Raw genomic sequence first — 21,832 nt, forward strand, 5'->3', positions numbered from 1 at the left:
CAGTACGGATATCCGTTTTGTCTATTACTTCCCCTTTACCAAAACGAGACTGTTCGAACACACAGGGGGTGCGGTGCAACGATGTCGCTACTGATGAGGGATCTGACAAAACGGAAAGGTTTGCGAATGACTGCGTTCACCGCGGCGAGCCGCGTAATGGGTTCCGTCAACAGCCAGGAAAGCCTGCTCACCCCCGGCCAGGTGGCGGCCCTGTTCCATGTCGATCCGAAGACCGTTACGCGGTGGGCTCACGCGGGGCGGCTCGGCTCACTCCGGACTCCGGGCGGTCACCGCCGGTTCCGCGAATCCGAAGTTCTGCAACTTCTCAGGTCCCTCACCACCGAGGCGACGCGCGTCTAACCCCTATTTGAAAGTTCCGCGGTGCCGCGGGTACGGACACTGGATTACCCTCGTTGGCAGGAGGTGAACGACGTGACGTACCTGTTGGCACTCATCGCGTTGGTGACCATCGCGATGCTGTGCTGGAAAGCTTTCGGCCCGCAGCGACCGGCCCGCACCGGCCCGGCATCCACCACCCGCAAACGCGTGCTCGGCCCGGATGACGATCCGGAGTTCCTGTGGCGGCTCTCGCGCCAGCACCGGGACGGCGAACCCGGTTCCCCCGATAGCTGACCCCTTCGCCGGGCGACCCGTCCGCTCCATCTGGGCGATCGTCTAGCAAACCGAATGCCCCGTTTACTTCAAGCGCTCGCCGCCCTCGGGATTTCCGCGATCGGCAGGCGCCACGGGTAGCAGACAGCTCCCCGTGCGACCGGATTCGGCCGCACGGGGAGCTGTCGTTTCGCCGCACTCAGGCCCGCGCGGCGGCGCGGTCGTGCCGGCGGACGAAGCCCATGATCCGCGCGCCCACCACACCCGGTATCTCCATCAGCACACCGTGGCCGCGGCCCGGATTGGCGTCGGGCCCCTCGATCTCCGTTGATGATATCAACGTACCACTTAAGTGATATGGGCGTACCATGACGGATCTGTCCATCGCCGACCCGGGGAAGAGGTACCGCTCCATGCCGCGTCTAGCCGATCACGATCAGCGGCGAGCCCAGATCACCACGGCCGCACGCACTGTCATCGCCCGCGGCGGCCTCACGGCGGCCACGTTCCAGAACGTCGCGGCCGAGGCCGGGATCTCGGTCCGCCTCGTGCAGTACTACTTCGGGACCAAACAGGACGTCCTGACCGCCACCCACCTGTCGGTCGTGGTCGCCGCGGGCGAACGCTTCGCCCGCAACGTCGCGACCCTCGGCGAGTCCGCCCCGCCCCGCGAGATTCTGACCGCCGTCTTCACCGAGCTCCTCCCCCTGGACGAGGTCCGCCGCGAGGAGGCGATCATCCTGATCGCCTTCCACACCGCCGCCCTCACGACCGACGAGGTGCAGCCCAAGGACACCGCCGGCCCCGGCCTCTGGCTGATCAACGCGGTGGCCGAACAGCTCCGCCGCGCCCGCCCCGACGCCGACTCCCCCACCGCCACACAGCAACTCGACCTCGACGCTCAGCTGCTGGTGGCTGCGGTAGGCGGCATGACCCAGGGCATGCTGACCATCCCCCAGTCCGCCGGGAACGCCCCCGAGATGATCAACCGCCTCCTCGACAGGTTCCTGAATCCCTGACGCCCCAGCACGATTCGGCGAGAACCTCGATCAGGAGGCAACGGGAACGACCGTGACTTCCAACCCCGACAATCCCGCCGCCACACCGGCTACTTCGTCGATCGGCCTGTCCGTCACGCTGTCGAGCAGGACCAGCGGCGACAGGTACGTCTTCGTGTTCAGGTTGGCCACTACCGCCATCCAGCGGGGCAGTTGCCGCAGAAAGTCCTGATTGTCGTGGAGCAGGAAGGCGAGCACCTGCCGCCGATCGCCCGCCGTGGCCCGCAGGGGCATCATCCTGATCTCACGGACCGCGTCCCAGCCGAGGCGTAGGCCGTACTTGGGGATGGATATTCCGTCGGCGTCCAGGATCTGCTCGTTGCCGGGCAGCGTCGACCACAGCATGTGGCCGGCATACGCGACCACCGGGATCGCGATGACGATCACCGGCACGATGAGCCACCAGGTCGACGCCACCACGGCGAAGGCCAGGGCGAGGCTGATGGCGGCCAGCAGCGGGGCGACGGTGCGCAGCACGCCGCCGACCGGCATTCGAAGCTCGAGCCGTTCGGCCCGGCCGGTCGCCACACGCTCGCCGGACAGGTGTGCCCGCGGTGTCCCGGTGCTGACGTTGAGGATCCGAATGAGCGCCAGCTTGCGCCGGCTCTCGACGATGGCACAGCCGATCCCGGCCGAAAAGATGATCACGCCGACGATCCAGGACGGCCACCCCGCTATCCCGGTTGCGAATCCCAGCCCGAGGGCACAGACGACAGCCACGGGGACCACCAGCCGCAGCCGCCGAATCATGGAGCGCCCCAACACTTCCGTCGCGTGCTCCCGCGCGATCCGATCGGTCTCCGGATCCGTCGCGGGTTCCCCCCGCAGCAACGCCTTGCGAACGTCGGCGTCCAGGTCTTTCCAGTTGTTCATGCTCTCCCTCGATCAGCCGCGCGACTCTCCCTCGTGCAGCGGACCGAACCTTAACCGACCACCCGGTTTTCTGCGGAGGTCGCGGACAGCGAGTCAGGGGACGACGGTGAAGAAGAGCCAGGAGTCGTCGATCAGGCAGTCGAAGGGGTGGTCGGCGCGCAGGGGTGCGCCGGACATGCGGTGGATGAAGCCGGTGCGGTAGCCCATGGGGCGTTCCTGACGGAACACGCAGGCGTCGGTGGTCCGGTCCACGCTGGTGAAGACGTACGTCCCCACGCGGGTGCGGTCTTCGGTCTCCACACAGGCGAGCGCCGCGCGTTCCATGGCGGGGCCGGAGAAGATCCAGCCGACGCGGCCGGGGACGTGGAACCCGAGCAGGACGGCCGACACGGCGACGATCGCCGGGAGCAGCCGGGTCAAGCGTCTGGTGCCGGGTGCGAACCTGCCGGCGACGGCGTAGATCAGCCAGGGGACGAGCAGGATCGCGAGCAGGGCGACGGCCGGCGGGTAGAGCTCGACGTCATCGAAGCTGATCGCGTGCTGCCACAGCACCCACAGGCACACGCAGCCCGCCGCCGCGGTCACGACCGCCATGCCGGTCCGCCAGGCTCTCGAAACCCGTACCGGCGGAGTCTGATTCACGGTCATGAGTACGGATCCTGCCCGAACCGGACCGGGGCGTGAGCGCCGCTCGCCGATTCATCCACAACCCTCCACACGCTCTCCACAGCCGGGTGCGGCAGCCGTCCGATCGTGACGTTGAACTCACGGGGGCGGGCGGAGAGTGGGCGCGGGCGGGGGCACGTATACGGTGTGCCATCGAGAGGTCGCTCACATGCGGGCGGGATCTCCCGTTGAAACACAGTAAGGGACATGATGATCAAGCTTTTCTCCGCCGCCGCGCTGACCGCGACCGCCGCCACCGTGCTGCTGCTGCCGGCCGCCCCCGCGCAGGCCCGCTCCCTCACCTGCGACCGCGCGATCGAGTTCATCAACGCCGCCATCGACGCCAGCGGCGGGACCTACGACGACGCGACCGCCCAGGCCCTCGCCGACCGTCTCCGCACCGTGGCCCTGGTCTCCGGTGGCGAGGAGCAGGCCGCGATCTACGCCTACGCCGACGCCCTCGTCGACGACAACATCACCGACCTGACCCCCTTCACCGACGAACTCAACCGCACCTGCGCCTGAGTCCGGCCGCTCGAAGCCGCTGCCCGATCTCGCGAGAGACCCCGGTCAGCGGCTTTTTCGCGACCTGAGCCCTGATGAACAGGGCCGGGATGTCACCTGTGCGGCGTACCCTCGCCCGCATGTGCCGCAATATCAAAACCCTGCACAACTTCGAGCCGCCGGCCACTTCGGACGAGGTACAGGCCGCGGCGGTGCAGTACGTCCGCAAGATCAGTGGGTCGACCAAGCCGTCGCACGCCAATCAGGAGGCGTTCGACCTGGCCGTCGCCGAGGTGGCCGCGGCCACCGACAAACTCCTGGCGAGCCTGACCACCCATGCCCCGCCCAAGGACCGCGAGGTCGAGGCGGCCAAGGCCAAGGCCCGCTCGGAGCTACGCTTCGCCCGCTGACCGGCGGGGTTCAGTTCAGGCCCGCGTACGAGTGCAGGCCGCTGACCACGATGTTGATGATGAACAGGTTGAACAGCATCGCGACGAAACCGGCGATGTTGATCCAGGCCGCTTTCGTGTCACGCCAGCCGCTGGTCGCGCGGGCGTGCAGGTACGCCGCGTAGAGCACCCAGGCGATGAAGGACACGGTCTCCTTCGGATCCCAGCCCCAGAACCGGCCCCAGGCGGCCTCGGCCCAGATCGCGCCCAGGATCACGCCGGCGCCGAAGATCGGGAAGCCGATGATGGTCGTGCGGTAGGCCAGGCGATCCAGGGACTCCGCGTCCGGGAGGCGGCGGGCCAGGGCGCCCCAGATGCTCGACGACTCCGAGCCCGCGGGCTGGCGCAAGCGGTACAGGAACAGCACGCTGGCCACACCGGAGACCAGGAAGACACCCGAGCCGATCGACACGACGGTCACGTGCACCGGCAGCCAGTACGACTTCAGCGCCGGGACGACGGGCGCCGCGTCCGCGTGCAGCACCGTGCCCGCCAGGAACATCAGGATCAGCACCGGGGTCAGCAGGAACGCCCACATGCCCCGGTAGCGCTCGTCGCGCAGCAGCACCAGGCCGATGAGAACCGCTGCGGCACAGGACATGCTGGTGAACTCGTACATGTTGCCGAGCGGGAAGCGGTGGGTCGCGAAGCCGCGCAACACGATCGAGAGCACGTGCAGCGCGACCGCGACGAACAGCACCGAGAAGCCCATGGACCCCAGGCGTTCGGCGAACGGCCGCTTCGGGGTCTCGATGACGCGGCCCGGCGTGGCCGACTCCGAGTCCACCCCGCCACCGCCGGCGGTGACCAGCTGCCGCGGCGGCGCGGTCCGGGCGACCGCGAACTGCCACACCAGCATGATCCAGACCAGCGCGTACACCACGATGGCCGATTTGAAGGCGAGATCGCTGTAGGAGGCGATGGTCTCGTCGATCGGCATTACTTGTCTCCCGTGCTCTCGGTCAGCAGCCGCTCACGCAGTCGGTCGAATTCGCCACCCCAGCCGGCCTGGTCGGTGCGGGCCAATCCACCCATTTCTACTACGGTACGTCGTTTTGCCTCGGGGTCACTCGCGGGGTACACCCGCAGCCAGATGCGGCGCCGCTTGACCAGCAGCGAGACCAGCAGTCCGGCCATCATGGTGAGCGCGGAGATCAGCACCCACTGCTGCGCCGGGTCGTGCGAGACCTGCAGGTTCACGAACTCCTGCGCACCGTCGAAGGTCACCTTGGTGCCGTCGGCCAGCGTCACCGACTCGCCCGCGAAGAGATTCGCGCGCTGCTCCTTGGTGAGCCGCCCCTGCTTGATCATCTCCGGATCGAGCGCGAACAGCGACTGCGCCCGCCCGGTGTCCAGCCCGGTGTCGCCGACGTAGATGTCCACGGCGACCGCCGGATCCTGCATGGACGGGAACGCCGAGGTCAGCAGCGACCCGTGCAGCATCGCGGTCGGCGCGAACAGGCCCTGGATCGCGATCTGGTGCTTACGCCGTTCGGTCTCGTTCGGGTACATGCCGCCCGGCGGATCGATGCGCAGCACACCGGAGGACAGGAAGGTGGTGGCGTCGTCCGGCCGCCACTGGATGGTCTCGGTCCGGGTCTGGCCGTTGGGGAAGGTCACCGTGAAGGTCGGCGCGAAACCGTGTCCCTGCAGGTAGATTCGGTCCCCGCCGACACGCAGCGGGTGATTCACCTGAATCGTGGTGTCCCGCCAGGTGTTCGAATCCAGGTCGGCCCCGGACTGGTACGCGATGTCGGAGGTGAACATCTCGGCCTGCCCGTTCGGCAGGTAGTCGGCCTTGAAGTTCTTGACTCGCACGCACAGCGGCGTCAGCCCGGTGCCGTCCACGACGTTGCCCGCGCGGAAGGAGTCGAAGACCGCCGGCGAGGTGGTGCAGAAGCCCGGGCCGTCGTTGGCGATGACCACCACGTTGCCCTCGTAGCCGAGCAGTTTGCCCAGCGCGATGGACGCGAGCAGCCCGACCAGCGCCAGGTGGAAGACCAGGTTGCCGGCCTCGCGGGTGTAGCCCTTCTCCGCCGAGAGCGTGATCTCGCCCGCGCGCGATCCCGGCGTCACCACGGTCCGCCAGCCGCGCAACTGCTCGCGCGCCTGCGCGATCACCGCGTCGGCATCGGAATCCGCTTCCCCCGCATAGTGATGCGGCAGCCGCGACAGGTTGCGCGGCGCCTTGACCGGCGGCGTCCGCAGCGCCCGGTAGTGGTCGAACACGCGCGGCAGGATGCAGCCCACCAGCGACACGAACAGCAGCACGTAGACGGCCGTGAACCAGAAGCTGGAGAACACGTCGAACAGCTGGAAGCGATCCATCCACGGGCCCAGCGTCGGCCGGTCCGCGATGTACTGCTCGGTCTTCTGCTGATTCAGGCTGCGCTGCGGCAGCAGCGCGCCCGGTATGGCGGCCAGCGCCAGCAGGAACAGCAGCATGAGCGCGGTGCGCATGCTCGTGAGCCCGCGCCAGGTGTTGCGCGCGAGCGCGAGAACGCGACGCGGCACGGACTGGCGCGGCGGGCGGGCGGGGGCGGGGGATTCGATGGTCGTTGTCATGTCAGATCGGCAGGGTCACATTCGAGACGAAGGCGTCCCGGACCCAGGAGACGAATTGACCCCAGGCCCCGGTCACCAGGGCGATACCGACGGCGACCAGGAGCAGGCCGCCGATCACCTGAATGGTGCGGGAATTGCGGCGCAGCCAGCCGACGCCGCGCAGCGCGGTCGCCGAACCGAAGGCCAGAATGATGAAGGGCAGGCCGAGCCCGAGGCAGTAGGCCACGGTCAGGGCGACGCCGCGGGCGGCGGTGCTGCCCTCGGTGCCCGCGGAGACGGAGATGACCCCGGACAGGGTGGGGCCCAGGCACGGCGTCCAGCCGAGCGCGAACACGCCGCCGAGCAGCGGTGCGCCGACGAGGCCGCTGATCCGGCGCGGTTCCATGCGGGTGTCGCGCTGCAGCGCGGGGATCATGCCGATGAAGGCCAGGCCCATGATGATGGTGACGACGCCGCCGATGCGTTGCAGCAGTTCGTTGTTCACGTTCAGCATCTGGATGGCGCCGAACACCGAGGCCGAGGCGAGGACGAACACCACGGTGAAGCCGGCGACGAACAGCCCGGCCGCGCCCGCGACGCGCAGGCGGCCGCGGGAGCGTTCGACGGTCGCCGTGCGCTGGGCCGCATCGCGTTTCGCGGATTCGACGGTCACCGGCGGGGTTTCCGCGCCGACGACCCCGGCCAGGTAGGACAGGTAGCCCGGGACCAGCGGCACCACGCACGGGGAGGCGAAGGACACCAGCCCGGCCAGCACGCACGCGCCGAGCGCGAGCAGCAGCGGGCCGCTCGCCGCGGTCTCCTGGAACGAATCGCCCACGCTCGCCAGCACACTCACCGAGTTCACGACTTCGGCTCCCGCGCGATCTCCTCGACCACCGGCTGCAGATCCTCCTGCAGCAGCGATCGCAGGAACACCGCCGCCACCCGATGCTCGCGGTCGAGCACGATGGTGGTGGGGATGACGCTGGTGGGGAACTTGCCGCCGAGCGCGAGCAGGGTGCGCATGGACGGGTCGTAGATGGAGGGGTAGCCGACCTTGTTGTCGGTGACGAAGTCCTGGGCCTTGTCCTGCTGGTTGTCGCGGACGTTGATGCCGAGGAAGGCCACGCCCTGGTCCCGGGTGGCCTCGTAGACCCGTTCCAGCGCGGGCGCTTCGGCCCGGCAGGGGCCGCACCACTGGCCCCACAGGTTGATCACGACGACCTGGCCCGGGAAGTCGCTCACCGACACGGTTTTGCCGTCGGTCATCAGATCCGGGCCGGACAGCGTGCCGATGGTGCCGCGTGAGCTCGGCGGGTCGTAGCGAATGTCGGTCTTGCCGCCGGGTGAGACGAAGTCGAAGGTGCCGCCCTGCGCCACCGCGTCCTTGCCGGCTGTCGAGCATCCGGCCAGCGCCGCCCCCAGGGTGACGCTCGCCAGCAGGATCGACACCGTGCGCCGGAGTGCTCCGGGCCGGGACGCGATGGTGCGGGTCATGCTCCCGTCGCCTTGGGATCCGAGGCCCCCGCCGGTTCGGAATAGACGATGTCGATCAGCGTATCGCCCTGGTAGACCAGGGAAGTCAGCGATGCGAGCGAGCACTGCCGGTTGCGCGGGTCGTGCCACAGCCGCTGACCCTGCAGGAAGCGGCGCAGCGTCCACACGGGCAGCTGGTGCGAGACCAGCACGGCCTCGCGCCCGGCCGCCTCGACCCGCGCCTTGTTGGCCGCGGCCAGCATGCGGTGCGCGATCTGCAGGTACGGCTCGCCCCACGACGGGGTGAAGGGGTCGCGCATCTTCCACCAGTGCCGGGGCTTGCGCAGCGCGCCGTCGCCGATGGAGACCCGCAGGCCCTCGAAGGTGTTGCCCGCCTCGATGAGGTTGTCGTCGGTGCGGATGGTCAGCCCGTGCTGGGTGGCGATGGGTTCCGCGGTCTCCTGCGCGCGCTGCAGCGGCGAGGCCACGACCAGCGCGATGTCGTGCGGGGCCAGGGTGCGGGCGACGGTCTGCGCCTGCGCGCGCCCGGTCGTGGACAGCTGGAAGCCCGGGAGCCGGCCGTAGAGGATGCCCTTGGGGTTGTGCACCTCACCGTGCCGCATGACGTGGACGATGGTCTCGACGTCGTCGGCCACCGATCCGGGCAGGATGAGCCCGCTGGTCGAGGGGGCGGCGGCTGCGACCGTATTCGCTTCGGGGGCGTCGTCTTCCGTCGCGATGTCGGCGGGCTCCCCCGCACCGTTCGCGGACTCGGTTGCGGCGATGGGCGATTCGGTCGCGGCGGTGGAGTCGGAATCGGTTGCGGCGGTGACGGATTCGTCAGCTTCTTCGGACAGATCGGTGGTCGCTTCGGGTCCGGCAGCGGAAGTCTCGGACCCGGCGGCGGCGTCACCGGCGGGGGAAGCGTCCGAAGCGACTGCCGCGGAAGGCTTTTCGGGGGCGGGCTCGGTGTCGGGGGCCAGGGCGGCGGCCACCGCGAGCAGCACGTCCACCGGCGGCTGGGCCTGGGACTCGGACGGGGCGACCGCGGCGGCGTCGCCGGTCTCGGCCAGTTCGGTCTCGGTCTGGCGGATGGAGTCGAGCAGGCGGGCGGCTTCGTCGGGCGAGAGCGGCACGGGCGCGGGGGCGGGCAGTCCGGTCTCGGGGTGGGAACTCACGCGGCGGATCCTTCGGGAGTGGCGGCGGCCGCGGCACGCGCGGCGGCGGGGAGGGCGGCGGCGATGCGATCGAAAGCGTCCTCGTCGAGTGCCGCGGAGACGAACCACGCTTCGAACGCGCTCGGGGGCGCGTAGACGCCCGCGTCCAGCAGCGCGTGGAAGAAGGCGGGGAAACGCCAGGTCTCGGCCGCCTTGGCGGCGGCATAGTCGGTGACCGGGGTGTCGGCGAAGAACACGCTCACCATATTGCCCGCGAATTGCACCTGATGCCGGACGCCTTCGGCGGTGAGCGCGCCGGTGAGCATTCCGCCGAGCCGTTCGGCGTTCTTGTTCAGCGTCGCGTAGACCTCCGCGTCGGCGGTGCGCAGCGTGGCCAGGCCCGCCGCGACGGCGACCGGGTTACCCGAGAGCGTGCCCGCCTGATAGACCGGGCCCAGCGGCGCCAGCTTGTTCATGATCTCGGCGCGGCCGCCGAACGCCGCCGCGGGCAGGCCGCCGGACATGACCTTGCCGAAGGTGTAGAGATCGCCCGCCACGCCCTCGATGCCGTACCAGCCGGCCGCGCTGACCCGGAAGCCGGTCATGACCTCGTCCATGATGAGCAGCGCGCCGTGTTCGGAGGTGAGCGCGCGCAGGCCCGCGTTGAACCCGGGCAGCGGCGCGACCGCGCCCATGTTGCCCGCCGCGGCCTCGGTGATGACGCACGCGATCTGATCCGGATGCGCGGCGAACGCGGCGGCCACGGCCTCGAGATCGTTGTAGGGCAGCACGATGGTGTCGGCCGCCTGCGCGCCGGTCACGCCGGGCGAGGTGGGCAGACCCAGGGTCGCGACGCCGGACCCGGCGTCGGCCAGCAGCGCGTCCACGTGACCGTGGTAGCAGCCGCTGAACTTGATGATCTTGGTGCGGCCGGTGAAGCCGCGGGCCAGCCGGACCGCGCTCATGGTGGCCTCGGTGCCGGAGTTGACCAGGCGCACCCGCTCCACGGGATCGACCCGCGCGGCGATGGCCTCGGCCAGTTCGATCTCCGCGGCCGTCGGCGCGCCGAAGGACAACCCGCCGACCGCGGCGCGCTGCACGGCCTCCACGACCGCCGGGTGCGCGTGCCCGAGGATCATCGGACCCCACGAGCACACCAGGTCGACGTACTCGTTGCCGTCGGCGTCGGTGAGCGTGCACCCGGTGGCGGACGCGATGAAACGCGGGGTGCCGCCCACCGAGTGGAAGGCCCGAACCGGTGAATTCACGCCACCCGGAATGACCGCCGCGGCGCGTTCGAAGAGCTGGGCTGACACCGGCACCGACGCCCGGGTCACACGCGGAGAAGAACTCACGGCACCCAGTCTCTCAGCCCCCCGCAACCCCGTCGACGACAGGGTGTAGGAGAGTGCGCCGCCCCACACCCGAACCCGATCCGTCCCCACCCCTCCACAGCCCTCCCCCACCCGCCCCGAGCCGGCCGCCGGGCCGCTCCCGCCCCGCCACACGGCAGGGGCGGGCGGGGGCGCGGGCAACACGCGGGGGCGGGAACAGTCGAGTTGAGTCGCTGAGAGGTTGCTGATGCGTAATCTCGCGGGGCAGGAGCGAACTCGGTCGAGAAGGGCGGAACGGTATGCGGGGCATTGGTTTCGGAGCGGCGATCGTGGCGGCGGCGGCCGGGGGTGCGCTGTGCTGCGGCGCCGGAACGGCTGCGGCCGGGACGCCGATCGCCCAGCCGGAGCAGGGGCGGATCGGCGTGCAGCTGTCGCACGAGGAGACCGTGGGCATGGCGTCCGGGCCGGTCCCGGCGGTGTTCAGCATGGTCGTGCCGCTGAGCCGGATGGGCGCGGGCCTGCACCCCGAGACCACCCTCCACAGGGACAAGGACGGTGGCGTGCACGCCTCGTTGCGCCAGGTGGTGACCGAGGCCGCCGACCATCCCGACGGCACCGTCACCATCTACCTGAACGCGCCCGGCACCCGCAACGGCCGCGTGCTGGATATTTACCAGAACTGGAAGTAGTCACCGCGGGCGGCGCGAATCAGATCCGGGGCAACCCCAGGCAGAACGCCGCCCAACCGGTGCTGAGCAGGCAGTTCAATTGCACCGGTAGGAGATCCAGGAGAGACGACGCGACGGGCCGGATCGCCGCATCCCGCGGGTCCGGGCGCGCGCCGTCGGCCGGAGCCGGATCCGACGAAATCGGCTGAGCCCCATCCGCCGTGACCGCCCGTGCCGGGTCGACGACCGCGGGCACGTCCCGATTCGGCACGGCCACCGGAATGATCCGCGCATCGTTCGCACGGTCGCCGCCCGCAATGGCGGCGAGAGCGATGCCGCCGGGCTCCGCGACAGCGGGTGCGACGGCGGCGGGTGCGACCACGGCGGGCTCGGCGAGCGCGGGTGCGACCACGGCGGGGCCGGCCACCACACCGCCGGCGAGGCCCGCCGCCAGCACGCCCAGGATGACGCGTTGCAGAGAATCCGTACGCTTCATGTGTCCCATTGTCGGGCGATACCACCGGCCCTCACCAGCGAAACAGCGACTTCGCGCGCCCCTTCACGGCGTGTCGGACAGGCCGGACCAAACGGGCGATTCAGCCCCGGAAACGACGTGCGCGAGCGAACCTCAGCGCGCGAATCGGGTGACCCGGACGACCCGGGCGACCAGATCGATGAACACCAGCCCGGCGACCGTCATGACGACGGCGGCCAGCGCCAGCCACGGCCCGGAGTAGCGCGTCGCCTCGAAACCCGGCGACTCCCCGACCGGCTGGAACCATCCGGTGTGAATACCGTTGCGCCAGCACCAGATCGCGAGAACCGCGAGGACCGGTGCGACCACGAACTCGGCGAGCACGGCGAGCCACCGCATCACCTCGCCTCCTTCTCCTCGTCACCCCGATCCGCCGCGGGCTTGTCCAGCGCCACGGCGGTGTCGGTCGCGGCCTCCGCCGCCGAACCCCGGTCCGCCGAACCCTCGTCCACCACAACGGTCTTGTCCACCACAGCCGTTGTACCCGAAGTCTGCTCGACCAGCGCGGTCAGCTCGGCCCGCAACACGCGATGATCGCGCGCCCAGGCCTGCACCAGCTGACCGGATCGCAGCTTCAGGCCGATCCCCTTGCGCCGCCGCGGCACCCCGGTCAGTTCGCCCAGGGCACGCGCGGATTCCCAATCCTCATCATCCCAGGAGTCCTCGTCGATCTCCGGGAGGACCGCCGCGATGTCGGACACAGCGAGGGATTCGGTGCCCTCACGCAGGGTCTCGGCGGTGAGTTCGACACTGATGTGGCGCTTGCCCGCGATCACCTGCAACCAGACGAATCCCGCCAGCAGCAGGGAGCAGAACGCCAGCCCGAACCAGTGCAGGTCGCCGCCGCGCACGATCTCCAGAATCAGGATGATCCCGCACAGCACCGGCCCGTAGGCGATGGTGCGATACCGCGCGCCGGGCTCGGAGAACAGCACGGCGGGGGTTTTCTCGCTCATAACGAGAACCTAGCGGGGGCCGCGGACCGCCCGCGCGATAGGTGCACGGTTGCTAGCCGAGCAGACCTGGAATCAACAGCACGGCGAGGGTGAGCAGGCCGAACAGAAAAAGTAGGCCGAATGCCAGCACGTCTCGCCGAAGGCTGTGCGGCTGCTGAATCACCACTCGCATCGTTGCCTCCGCCTCTCCGGAGTCAAACCCGCCATGGCACAACGCATGACGACCGACTTCCGGTTCCCGAACTCTCTGTGACTACCCTCACCATACCCGTTAGTAAGCTTGTAACAAACTTCGCACCCCGGATTGTGCAGGGAGCCGGGTGCCGGGACGGAATCCACAGGGCAGCACCGCGATACCCCGGAGCCCGTGCGACGGCACGGCCGCCGCGCATCGGACCGGACGGCGAAATCCGTGGCGGCCGTGCGCGGTACGTCGCGCACGAGCGGCGTCAGTCGAGCCAGTGCGCGGCTTCGGTGGCCCAGTAGGTGAGCACCATGTCCGCGCCCGCGCGCCGAATTCCCAGCAGGGACTCCAGAATCGCGCCCCGGCGGTCGATCCAGCCGTTCTGCGCGGCGGCGGTGATCATCGCGTACTCACCGGAGATCTGATACGCCGCGACCGGCACCGTGGCCTGATCCGCGACATCGCGCAGGATGTCCAGGTACGACATGGCGGGCTTGACCATCACGATGTCGGCGCCCTCGGCCAGATCCAGGTGCAGTTCGCGGATCGCCTCGCGCCGGTTGGCCGGATCCTGCTGGTACGTCCGGCGATCGCCCTCGAGCGAGGAGCCCACCGCCTCACGGAACGGGCCGTAGAACGCCGAGGCGTACTTGGCCGCGTAGGCCAGGATGCCGGTGTCGGTGTGCCCGGCCGCGTCCAGTCCGGCCCGGATCGCACCCACCTGGCCGTCCATCATACCGCTGGTGCCGAGCAGATCCGCGCCGGTTTCGGCCTGTGCCAGCGCCATATCCACGTACCGGCGCAGGGTGGCGTCGTTGTCGACGCCACCGGCGTCGTTCAGCACGCCGCAGTGCCCGTGGTCGGTGAATTCGTCGAGGCAGGTGTCGGCCATGACGACCGTGGAGCCGCCGACCTCGTGGACCAGCGCGCGCAGCCCCCGGTTGAGGATGCCGTCCGGATCGCTGGCCGCGCTGCCGAGCGCGTCCTTGTCCTGCGCGCGCGGTACGCCGAACAGCATGAGCCCGCCGACGCCGGCCGCGACGGCTTCCACGGCGGCCTTGCGCAGCGAATCCATCGAATGCTGGTAAACGCCGGGCATGGAAGAGATTTCGCGTGGTTCGCCGATGCCGTCGGCGACGAACATGGGGAGAATCAGCTGCCGCGGCCGCAGGGTGGTCTCGGCCACCAGACGGCGCATCGCGGGGGTACGGCGCAACCGCCGCGGGCGGTCCATTCCGGTCATAGTCGCATGATATGCCCGTCCGATCGGCGGGTTCGCGCGGCCCGTGTCCCGGCCGCCGAAGGCTCCCCCGCGTCGTGCGGGCCGCTCACCCCGGACTCGAGTTCTGCCAGGTAGCCCCCGGTCGGCACCGGATTTTGTCGGTGCCCCCGGGTAGAATCGAAGATGTGTTCGACGGGTTGGCGCGGGGGTTTCGAACGCTGGAGCCCCGCGCCACACCCGGTACGCGATGGGAGGATCGGCAATGCTGGCAGCCGTAACGAATATGTCCGACAAGACCTCGGTGCCCAAGAAGGGCGAGGCGATCGATCACACGTGGCGACCGCTGTACAAGCAGCCGCTGCCGGCGGGGCGGCCGCGCACCTGGTACGTCCAGCACAATCGGCGGCTCAAGGCGATGCGCCTGGCCATCGCGATGCTCGATTCCGGCGTCTTCGCCGCCGATCTGGCGACCAACGACAAGATCCGCGACACCGCCGAATCCGTTGGCGTGCACTGGCCTTCGGATGCCACCTGCCGCATGGTGCGGCGCATGATGCAGGCTCAGCGCTGAGTCGGTACGGGTCCGGCCGCCGGAGGGGCGGTGGCCGGACCTGCACAACCGACCCGAAACAGACACCGCGGCAAAGATATTCACTACTATTCGCCTCACCCCGCGCCGCCCACGGCCGCGCGCAGTGACACCCGCTCCGCCGCCAGAAAGTGAACCGCCGCAACCACCATGGGACCGCACCTCCGCCGCCTCCAGGCCACCGGCCGGGGCCCGCACGGCACCCGCGCCGTGCCCGGCGGACAGGCGGCACCCGCACGCGGCTTCACGCCGATACCGAACGACGCTGTGGCACCGAATATCTCCGCCGCGGCGTCGCGGCGGTCCGCGACACGACAGGCTCGAAACGGCAACGGGCCCCGCATCATCGGATGCGGGGCCCGGGAGCCGGAAAGCCGTGCCGGCGGCCTAGCGGCTGCGGCGGCTCTTCTTGCGCGGCGGGGGCAGCAGGCCCTCGGCGCGCAGGTGGGCGGCGTGCTCGGCGAGCGCCTCGACGAGCGGGCCGACCTGGGCGGTCTCGGGCTGCACATCCACGCGCAGGCCGAACTCGATCGCCGTCTCGGCCGTCTTGGGGCCGATGCAGGCGACGATGGTGCGCGCGTGCGGCTTACCGGCGATGCCAACCAGGTTCCGCACGGTCGAGGACGAGGTGAACAGCACCGCGTCGAAACCACCGGTCTTGATCATCTCGCGGGTCTCGGCCGGCGGCGGCGACGCGCGCACGGTGCGGTACGCGGTGACGTCGTCGATCTCCCAGCCGCGATCGCGCAGGCCCTCGGCGAGGGTCTCGGTGGCGATGTCGGCGCGCGGCAGCAGCACCCGGTTCACCGGATCGAAAACGTCGTCGTAGGGCGGGAAATCGGCCAGCAGGCCCTCGGACGACTGCTCGCCGGACGGAATCAGCTCGGGATTGATGCCGAAGGACCGCACCTTCTCCGCGGTCGCCTCACCGACGCAGGCGATCTTCACGCCGGAGAACGCGCGGGCGTCCAGCCCGAACTCGCCGAACTTCTCCCACACGGCCCGAACGGCATTGGTGGAGGTGAACACGACCCACTGGTAGCGCCCGTCGACCAGACCCTTGACCGCGCGCTCCATCTGCGCGGGGCTGCGCGGCGGCTCGACCGCGATGGTCGGCACCTCCATGGGGATGGCGCCGTGCATGACGAGCTTCTCGCTCATCTCACCGGCCTGCTCCTTGGTGCGCGGCACCAGCACGGTCCAGCCGTACAGGGCCCGCGACTCCCACCACGAGGTCTTGGAGCGCTTCTCGACCTCCTTGCCGACCGTCACGATCAGCGGGCCGACCAGCTCGGACGCCGCGTTGTTCAGCGTCGCCAGGGTGGTGTCGATGGTGCGCTGCTGGCGGGTGGTGCCGCGCACGGTCACCGCGACCGGGGTCTGCGGGGCCATGCCGTGCTCGACCAGCGCGCTGGCGGTCTCGGCCAGGTGCCCGGAGGTCGCGTGCAGCACCAGCGGGCCGGGCGCGGCCGCGACGGCCGCCCAGTCCACCTCGCCGCGCACGTCGACCTCGGTGTGGCTCGAACCCAGTTCGATGCCCGCGTAGGCCGGCACGGTGGTCCCGGCGGACAGGCCCGGCAGCACCTCGAACATCATGTGCGACCGGGTGATCGCGTTGACTTCCTGGATCACCGAATCGGTGGTCAGCGGGTCGCCCGAGACCAGCCGGACCACGTCGAAACCGTTGCGGGCCTCGGTGATCAGGGTCTTGGCGACCTCGGCGGCATCGCCCAGGGCCGGGCGCACGTCGACCGGGCGCTCCCCGTCGGCGGCGGGCTCGACCGCGGCGCCGATCAGGGCGAGCACGCCCTTGTCGACATCGGGATCGGTGAAGGCCAGCGTGGCGCGCGTGAGCACCTCGCGGGCACGCACAGTGAGCAGCGCCGGATCGCCGGGCCCGGATCCTACGAAGAGGATCCGACCGGGATGCTTCTTGGTGGCTCGACTCATCGAATGTTCTCCATTGGGCTGGGAGTGGTGCTGCTGTCGTTGGATTGCGCTGCCGCCGGGTTGCCATCCCCGGGGTCGCTGAGCAGGTCGCGCGCCCCCAGCTCCAAGAGCTCACGCGCCAGTGCACGGCCCAGTTCCGCGGCGTCCGCGGGTGAGCCGACTACGGATGCCCGGATCGTGTCCGAGCCGTCGATCGCCGCCACACAACCCCGCAGCGACAGTTCGTCGAACACCCGGCCGTCGTCGTCGATCGATTCGACGACCTCGGCCAGCGCGCCGATCGGCGCGGTGCAACCGGCCTCCAGTTCGGCCAGCAGTTCCCGCTCGGCGGTGATGGCGGCCCGGGTGGCCGCGTCGTCGAGCGCGGACAGGATGGTCACGAGTTCGGTGTCCTCGCTGCGGCATTCGACCGCGAGCGCGCCCTGCGCGGGAGCGGGCAGCATCTGCACCGGCTCCAGCGATTCGGTGATGACGTCGAGCCGGTCGATGCGGGCCAGCCCGGCTCGCGCGACCACGACGGCATCGAGTTCACCGTTGGCCACCTTGGAGATGCGGGTGTCGAGGTTGCCGCGCAGCGGCACGATCTCCACGCCCAGTCCCAGGGCCTTGAGCTGTGCGGACCGCCGCGGCGCGGAGGTGCCGATGACCGAGCCCGGCGGCAGTTCGCCCAGCACCATGCCGTCGCGCGCCACCAGGGCGTCGCGCGGATCCTGGCGGGGCGGGACCGCGGCGATATTGAAGCGCGGGTCCTGCGCGGTGGGCAGATCCTTGTACGAGTGCACGGCGATGTCGACCGTCCCCGCGCCCAGTTCGTCGCGCAGCGCGGCGGTGAACACGCCGACGCCGATCTCCTGGACGGGTGCGGCGGACTGATCACCGGCGGTCTTCACGATCACCAGTTCGGCCTGCTGCCCGGCGGCGATCAGGGCGTCGCGTACGTGCCCGGCCTGGGTCAGGGCCAGCAGGCTGCCGCGGGTACCGATCCGCCACGGGGCGTCGTGCGTTCCACGCAATGTCTCGAGCCCTGTCTGTGTTTCCTGCACCATCGCTCCGGTCATGCGGTCAGCCCCTGTTCGTCCCCCGAGTGGGCGGCGGTGAAATCGTCGGCCAGATCGCCGCGCGCGGCGATTTCCATCGGCGCCGCAACCGCTTGCGCCGCACCGGGTTTGAGCTCGAACAGCTCACGCAGCGCTTCGGCGTAGCTGTCGCCGCCCGGTGTGGAGGCCAATTGCTTGACCCGCACCGTCGGCGCGTGCAGCAGTTTGTCGACGACGCGGCGCACGGTGCGCGCGACCTCTTCGCGGTGCGCGGCGTCCAGCCCGGGTAGTCGGGAGTCCAGGCGTAGCATTTCGGCCTCGACGACGTCGGCGGCCATCTGCCGCAGCGCCGCCACCGTCGGCGTCACCTCGGCCATGCGCTGTCCGGCAAGGTATTTGGCGAGTTCGTCGGCCACGATGCCGCGTGCGGCGGCGGTGTCGTCGGCGGCGGCGCCCGCCGACGGATCGCGCTGCAGCGTCTCCATGTCGATGACGGTCACCCCGGGCAGCCCGGCGACGGCGTGCTCCACGTCGCGGGGCAGCCCCAGATCGCAGATGACCAGCTGATCGCTCGCGCGGTCGGCGGAGAGCGCCCGATGCACATCGGCGATGCTCACGACGGTGCCGACCGCGCCGGTACACGTCACGACCACCTCGGCCGCGGCCATCGCCTCGGCCAGCCTGTCCATCTCCATCGCCTCGGCGGCCACGCCGTGCATGGTGGTGGCCGTATTGGCAAGGCGCTCAGCACGTTCGAGGGTGCGGTTCACCACGATGATCCGCTCGACCCCGGCCCGCGCCAGCTGCGCGACCGCGAGCCCGCCCATGGCCCCGGCGCCCAGCACCAGCGCGGTGCGCCCGGCCAGCGGCCCCAGCACCAGCCGCGCCCGATCCAGCGCCACTGACACGACCGAGGCGCCCGCGCGATCGATGCCGGTCTCCGAGTGCACCCGCTTGCCCACCCGCAGCGAATGCTGCGCGAGCTCGTGCAGGGTGCGCCCGGACGCCTGCTGCGCGTCGGATGCGGCGTAGGCGGCGCGGATCTGGCTCAGGATCTGCTGCTCGCCGATCACCATGGAGTCCAGGCCGCTGGCGACCGCGAACAGGTGTTCGGCGGCGGCCTCGGCGTAGCGCACGTAGGCGTGCTTGGTCAGTTCCGGCAGCGGCAGCCCGGAGTGCCGGGTGAGCAGTTCGCTGACCTCGCCCAGCGCCGGGTGGAAGGCGTCGACCACCGCGTAGATCTCCACCCGGTTGCAGGTGGACACGATCATGGCCTCGGAGACGTGGCTCGAGGCCAGCATCTTGTCGGTCAGCTTGGGCCGGTCGTGCTCGGTGATCGCGACCTTCTCGAGCACCGCCACCGGGGCGCTTCGATGCGAGATCCCGACGAGAAGCACACTCATGGCTGGACCACCGCTCCCTTGCTGGTTGTCTCCGTGCCGCCCGACGGGCGCGCTGCCGACGCGTGAGAAGTCTGAATCGGCGTGTAGATCACGCCCACGGCGTCGCCCGCGGCCACGCCCACCGTCTCCCCGGCGGCCTCGGCGTTGCGAGCCAGCTCGAAGGACAGCAGTTGCATCTCCACCGCGAGATCGACCCGGCGCACCTCGACGTGCGCGGGCGCGTCGAGCGCGACCGGGGAGAAGCTGAGAATGCAGAGCACACCGGCGGCGACCAGCCGATCGCACACGCCCTGCGCGGCCGAATCCGGGGTGGTGATGACCGCGATGGTCGGCTCCAACAGCCGCACCGCGTCGGTCAGTTCGGCCACATCGCGCACGGTCAGCCCGCAGACCTGGGTGCCGATCAGGGCCGGATCGTTGTCGAAGATGCCGACCATGGCGAACCCGCGGCGGCGGAACCCGCCGTAGCCGACCAGGGCCCGGCCCAGATTGCCCGCGCCGACCAGCACCACGCGGTGCCCTTCGGACAGCCCGAGCACGTCCTCGACGCGGTCGCGAAGCTTGACGACGTCGTAGCCGACACCGCGCACGCCGTTGGGTCCGAGGAAGGAGAGATCCTTGCGCAACTTGGCAGAACCGACACCCGCCGCGACAGCCAGTTCCTCACTAGATACGATGGCAACACCGTCATCGGCGAGTACGGCGAGGACCCGGAGGTAGGTGGCCAGTCGGGCCACCGTGGCCTGCGGGATGTCCTTCTGCAGAGCCCTGCCGGAGACGCCACTCTGCGGCGTCTCATGCTGCTCTGTCACGTCGCTTGCGCTCCTCGTCCGGCCGGGGATTGGGTGTCCGGCGTTCTTTTGTCACCCGACGCCGGTGACCGTCGCAGGGCGGTCTATGGTCGGGGGTTCGGGGTCGCTTCCACTGCCTTCGAAGGCAGGTTGCGTGCCACCACCGTAACCGCTTGTGAAGCCCTGCACAAAGTCGGTGAATTCAGTCACTTTGCGGCGGGCTGCTGCCCCGCGATTCATTCAACCCCCCTCGACCCGAACCCGCTACGCAACGCGCCGGAAATCGCCCGGCCGGACACGCCGTAGGGGGTTGGCCGGGGGCGGCGGCGACATTCCGCCGCCCCAGCGGGCCGCACCCGGAGAACCACCCGGTTTCAGCGACTCAGATCCGCGCGCAAACGCACCTCGTCGACGTCGAAATAACTGTGCTCACGACCGTCGAGCAGCACCACCGGCAGCCGGTCGCCGTACTCGGCGCGCAGCCCCGGATCGCGCTCGGCGGCCACGTCGACATCCACCACCGCGACCTCGATTCCGAACTCGGCGCAGACGGGTCGCAATTGTTCCAGCGCCACCGTGCAGAGGCCGCAACCATTGCGGGTCAGGAGGGTGACCGTACGTGTGGGATCGCTCATAACTCCATTCAACTACCCGTTATGTCGTTCAGCGTCTACGTCCCGGTCACCGGTGAGCGTTACTGTGGACTGTGCCGGTTCATGCGCGACCCGTATTGGTCTCGGGCTCCCTGGTGTACCGGCCAAAAACACAGGCGGAGGTACTGGTGCCGGAACGATCGAAAGAGGCCGGAACGGGTTCGAAGGACTCGCGGCCGGGATTGATCGCGGGGCGATTCGGGGAATTCCCGGCCCGCTGGGGACAGGGTCTGCAGGACCAGTTCACGCGGATGGCCCGCAGTCCGTTCGGACCCAGCGAGGAAGAGGTCAGAGCGAACCTGGCCGGCGAGGCCAGCGCCGACGCCGCCATCGCGCTGCACGACGCCGAACTCGCGCTGCACGACGAGCCGACGCGCGCGGTCCCCCGCGACCTGACCGCCGCCGCGTTCTTCGACGTGGACAACACCATGGTGCAGGGCGCGTCGATCGTGCACTTCGCGCGCGGGCTGGCCGCGCGCAAGTACTTCAAGACCTCCGACCTGGTCGACATGGCCTGGAAGCAGGTCAAGTTCCGGGTCACCGGCAAGGAGAACATCGCCGACGTGGCCAGCGGCAAGGAGCGGGCGCTGGAGTTCATCGCCGGCCGCCCGACCGCCGAACTGGCCGCCCTCGGCGAGGAGATCTACGACGAGATCATCGCCGACAAGATCTGGCCCGGCACCCGCGCGCTCGCGCAGATGCACCTCGACGCCGGGCAGCAGGTCTGGCTGGTGACGGCGACCCCGGTCGAACTGGCGCAGGTCATCGCCAAGCGGCTGGGCCTGACCGGCGCGCTGGGCACCGTCGCCGAGTCCGAGGACGGGGTGTTCACCGGCCGCCTGGTCGGGGACATCCTGCACGGGCTCGGCAAGGCACACGCGGTGCGCACCCTGGCCATTCGCGAGGGCCTGAACCTCAAGCGCTGCGCCGCCTACTCCGACAGCCACAACGACGTGCCCATGCTCTCGCTGGTCGGCACGGCCGTGGCCATCAATCCGGACGCGGACCTGCGCGAGGTGGCCAAGAACCGGGGCTGGGAGATCCGCGACTTCCGCACCGGCCGCAAGGCCGCCAAGGTCGGCGTGCCCACCGCGCTCGCGCTGGGCGCGGCGGGCGGCGCGGCCGCGGCGGTGCTGAGCCGCAAGCGCGAAGCCCGGGTCGGCTGAGAGAT

26 protein-coding genes are annotated in these 21,832 nt (G+C 70.0%); 8 read left to right on the forward strand and 18 right to left on the reverse strand.

Features of this window, described 5'->3' with window-relative positions; translation table 11 throughout:
• Positions 1–126: 126 nt before the first annotated feature.
• On the forward strand, positions 127–360 hold the full coding sequence (locus ACWDOP_RS09900) for a BldC family transcriptional regulator (RefSeq protein WP_354991415.1): 234 nt from the start codon (positions 127–129) through the stop codon (positions 358–360).
• 72 nt (positions 361–432) lie between these two features.
• A complete protein-coding gene (locus tag ACWDOP_RS09905; RefSeq protein ID WP_454201571.1) occupies positions 433–633 on the forward strand; it encodes a hypothetical protein in 201 nt (66 codons plus the stop codon).
• 178 nt (positions 634–811) lie between these two features.
• Here the strand turns inward: ACWDOP_RS09905 and ACWDOP_RS09910 are convergent, their stop codons facing one another.
• Positions 812–952 carry a hypothetical protein gene (locus ACWDOP_RS09910; RefSeq protein ID WP_456344745.1) on the reverse strand — a complete coding sequence of 47 codons (141 nt, stop codon included), beginning with the start codon at positions 950–952 and terminating at the stop codon, positions 812–814.
• Between the two features lie 73 nt (positions 953–1,025).
• On the opposite strand from ACWDOP_RS09910, the gene ACWDOP_RS09915 reads away from it, so the two are divergent.
• Positions 1,026–1,631, forward strand: coding sequence for a TetR/AcrR family transcriptional regulator (locus ACWDOP_RS09915; RefSeq protein WP_456344746.1), 606 nt, complete (start codon positions 1,026–1,028; stop codon positions 1,629–1,631).
• Between the two features lie 30 nt (positions 1,632–1,661).
• Here the strand turns inward: ACWDOP_RS09915 and ACWDOP_RS09920 are convergent, their stop codons facing one another.
• Positions 1,662–2,543: a hypothetical protein gene (locus ACWDOP_RS09920; RefSeq protein ID WP_456344747.1), complete on the reverse strand. Its 882-nt coding sequence runs from the start codon at positions 2,541–2,543 to the stop codon at positions 1,662–1,664.
• 93 nt (positions 2,544–2,636) lie between these two features.
• The gene (locus tag ACWDOP_RS09925; protein ID WP_456344748.1) at positions 2,637–3,191 is read right to left on the reverse strand and encodes a hypothetical protein; all 555 of its coding nucleotides are present in this window, start codon (positions 3,189–3,191) and stop codon (positions 2,637–2,639) included.
• A 225-nt stretch (positions 3,192–3,416) separates the two neighbouring features.
• On the opposite strand from ACWDOP_RS09925, the gene ACWDOP_RS09930 reads away from it, so the two are divergent.
• Complete coding sequence (locus tag ACWDOP_RS09930) at positions 3,417–3,734, forward strand: hypothetical protein (protein WP_456344749.1); 318 nt, start codon at positions 3,417–3,419, stop codon at positions 3,732–3,734.
• Between the two features lie 119 nt (positions 3,735–3,853).
• Positions 3,854–4,123, forward strand: a complete 270-nt coding sequence (locus ACWDOP_RS09935; protein ID WP_454201565.1) for a DUF2277 domain-containing protein — start codon at positions 3,854–3,856, stop codon at positions 4,121–4,123.
• 10 nt (positions 4,124–4,133) lie between these two features.
• Here ACWDOP_RS09935 and ccsB read toward each other — a convergent pair whose 3' ends face one another.
• The 6 genes from ccsB to hemL form a co-directional block, all read right to left on the reverse strand.
• Positions 4,134–5,102, reverse strand: a complete 969-nt coding sequence (gene ccsB / locus ACWDOP_RS09940; RefSeq protein WP_454201564.1) for a c-type cytochrome biogenesis protein CcsB — start codon at positions 5,100–5,102, stop codon at positions 4,134–4,136.
• Positions 5,102–6,727: a cytochrome c biogenesis protein ResB gene (gene resB / locus ACWDOP_RS09945; RefSeq protein ID WP_456344750.1), complete on the reverse strand. Its 1,626-nt coding sequence runs from the start codon at positions 6,725–6,727 to the stop codon at positions 5,102–5,104. The genes ccsB and resB overlap by 1 nt, the downstream gene beginning before the upstream one ends.
• A 1-nt stretch (position 6,728) precedes the next feature.
• Complete coding sequence (locus tag ACWDOP_RS09950; RefSeq protein ID WP_454201833.1) at positions 6,729–7,562, reverse strand: cytochrome c biogenesis CcdA family protein; 834 nt, start codon at positions 7,560–7,562, stop codon at positions 6,729–6,731.
• A gap of 5 nt (positions 7,563–7,567) precedes the next feature.
• Positions 7,568–8,203, reverse strand: coding sequence for a TlpA disulfide reductase family protein (locus ACWDOP_RS09955; RefSeq protein ID WP_454201562.1), 636 nt, complete (start codon positions 8,201–8,203; stop codon positions 7,568–7,570).
• Positions 8,200–8,805, reverse strand: coding sequence for a histidine phosphatase family protein (locus ACWDOP_RS09960; RefSeq protein WP_454201832.1), 606 nt, complete (start codon positions 8,803–8,805; stop codon positions 8,200–8,202). Before ACWDOP_RS09960 ends, ACWDOP_RS09955 begins: the two co-directional genes overlap by 4 nt.
• Positions 8,806–9,356: 551 nt before the next feature.
• The gene (gene hemL, locus ACWDOP_RS09965) at positions 9,357–10,694 is read right to left on the reverse strand and encodes a glutamate-1-semialdehyde 2,1-aminomutase (protein ID WP_456344751.1); all 1,338 of its coding nucleotides are present in this window, start codon (positions 10,692–10,694) and stop codon (positions 9,357–9,359) included.
• Positions 10,695–10,972: 278 nt separating this feature from the next.
• On the opposite strand from hemL, the gene ACWDOP_RS09970 reads away from it, so the two are divergent.
• Positions 10,973–11,362, forward strand: coding sequence for a hypothetical protein (locus ACWDOP_RS09970; protein ID WP_456344752.1), 390 nt, complete (start codon positions 10,973–10,975; stop codon positions 11,360–11,362).
• Positions 11,363–11,381: 19 nt separating this feature from the next.
• On the opposite strand, the gene ACWDOP_RS09975 is transcribed toward ACWDOP_RS09970, so the two are convergent.
• The 4 genes from ACWDOP_RS09975 to hemB all read right to left on the reverse strand — a co-directional run bounded on the left by ACWDOP_RS09975 (position 11,382) and on the right by hemB (position 14,259).
• A complete protein-coding gene (locus ACWDOP_RS09975; RefSeq protein ID WP_456344753.1) occupies positions 11,382–11,837 on the reverse strand; it encodes a hypothetical protein in 456 nt (151 codons plus the stop codon).
• Between the two features lie 132 nt (positions 11,838–11,969).
• The gene (locus ACWDOP_RS09980; RefSeq protein ID WP_456344754.1) at positions 11,970–12,215 is read right to left on the reverse strand and encodes a hypothetical protein; all 246 of its coding nucleotides are present in this window, start codon (positions 12,213–12,215) and stop codon (positions 11,970–11,972) included.
• Entirely contained in the window at positions 12,215–12,832 is a 618-nt protein-coding gene (locus tag ACWDOP_RS09985) for a hypothetical protein (RefSeq protein WP_456344755.1), read from the reverse strand. Before ACWDOP_RS09985 ends, ACWDOP_RS09980 begins: the two co-directional genes overlap by 1 nt.
• Positions 12,833–13,281: 449 nt before the next feature.
• Positions 13,282–14,259 carry a porphobilinogen synthase gene (gene hemB / locus ACWDOP_RS09990; RefSeq protein ID WP_454201556.1) on the reverse strand — a complete coding sequence of 326 codons (978 nt, stop codon included), beginning with the start codon at positions 14,257–14,259 and terminating at the stop codon, positions 13,282–13,284.
• Between the two features lie 241 nt (positions 14,260–14,500).
• On the opposite strand from hemB, the gene ACWDOP_RS09995 reads away from it, so the two are divergent.
• On the forward strand, positions 14,501–14,809 hold the full coding sequence (locus ACWDOP_RS09995) for a hypothetical protein (protein WP_354990799.1): 309 nt from the start codon (positions 14,501–14,503) through the stop codon (positions 14,807–14,809).
• 405 nt (positions 14,810–15,214) lie between these two features.
• Here ACWDOP_RS09995 and ACWDOP_RS10000 read toward each other — a convergent pair whose 3' ends face one another.
• The 5 genes from ACWDOP_RS10000 to ACWDOP_RS10020 all read right to left on the reverse strand — a co-directional run bounded on the left by ACWDOP_RS10000 (position 15,215) and on the right by ACWDOP_RS10020 (position 20,643).
• Complete coding sequence (locus ACWDOP_RS10000) at positions 15,215–16,777, reverse strand: uroporphyrinogen-III synthase (RefSeq protein WP_454201555.1); 1,563 nt, start codon at positions 16,775–16,777, stop codon at positions 15,215–15,217.
• A complete protein-coding gene (gene hemC, locus ACWDOP_RS10005; RefSeq protein ID WP_454201831.1) occupies positions 16,774–17,823 on the reverse strand; it encodes a hydroxymethylbilane synthase in 1,050 nt (349 codons plus the stop codon). The genes ACWDOP_RS10000 and hemC overlap by 4 nt, the downstream gene beginning before the upstream one ends.
• Positions 17,824–17,831: 8 nt before the next feature.
• Positions 17,832–19,217 (reverse strand): glutamyl-tRNA reductase, encoded by a 1,386-nt coding sequence (locus tag ACWDOP_RS10010; protein WP_456344756.1) that lies wholly within the window; start codon positions 19,215–19,217, stop codon positions 17,832–17,834.
• Positions 19,214–20,029: a redox-sensing transcriptional repressor Rex gene (locus ACWDOP_RS10015; protein ID WP_456344757.1), complete on the reverse strand. Its 816-nt coding sequence runs from the start codon at positions 20,027–20,029 to the stop codon at positions 19,214–19,216. Before ACWDOP_RS10015 ends, ACWDOP_RS10010 begins: the two co-directional genes overlap by 4 nt.
• 353 nt (positions 20,030–20,382) lie before the next feature.
• Positions 20,383–20,643, reverse strand: a complete 261-nt coding sequence (locus ACWDOP_RS10020) for a glutaredoxin family protein (RefSeq protein ID WP_454201552.1) — start codon at positions 20,641–20,643, stop codon at positions 20,383–20,385.
• Between the two features lie 146 nt (positions 20,644–20,789).
• Here ACWDOP_RS10020 and ACWDOP_RS10025 point away from each other — a divergent pair, with 146 nt between their 5' ends.
• Positions 20,790–21,827, forward strand: coding sequence for an HAD family hydrolase (locus tag ACWDOP_RS10025; RefSeq protein WP_454201551.1), 1,038 nt, complete (start codon positions 20,790–20,792; stop codon positions 21,825–21,827).
• Positions 21,828–21,832: the final 5 nt, after the last annotated feature.

Source organism: Nocardia sp. NPDC003693 (assembly GCF_053981095.1).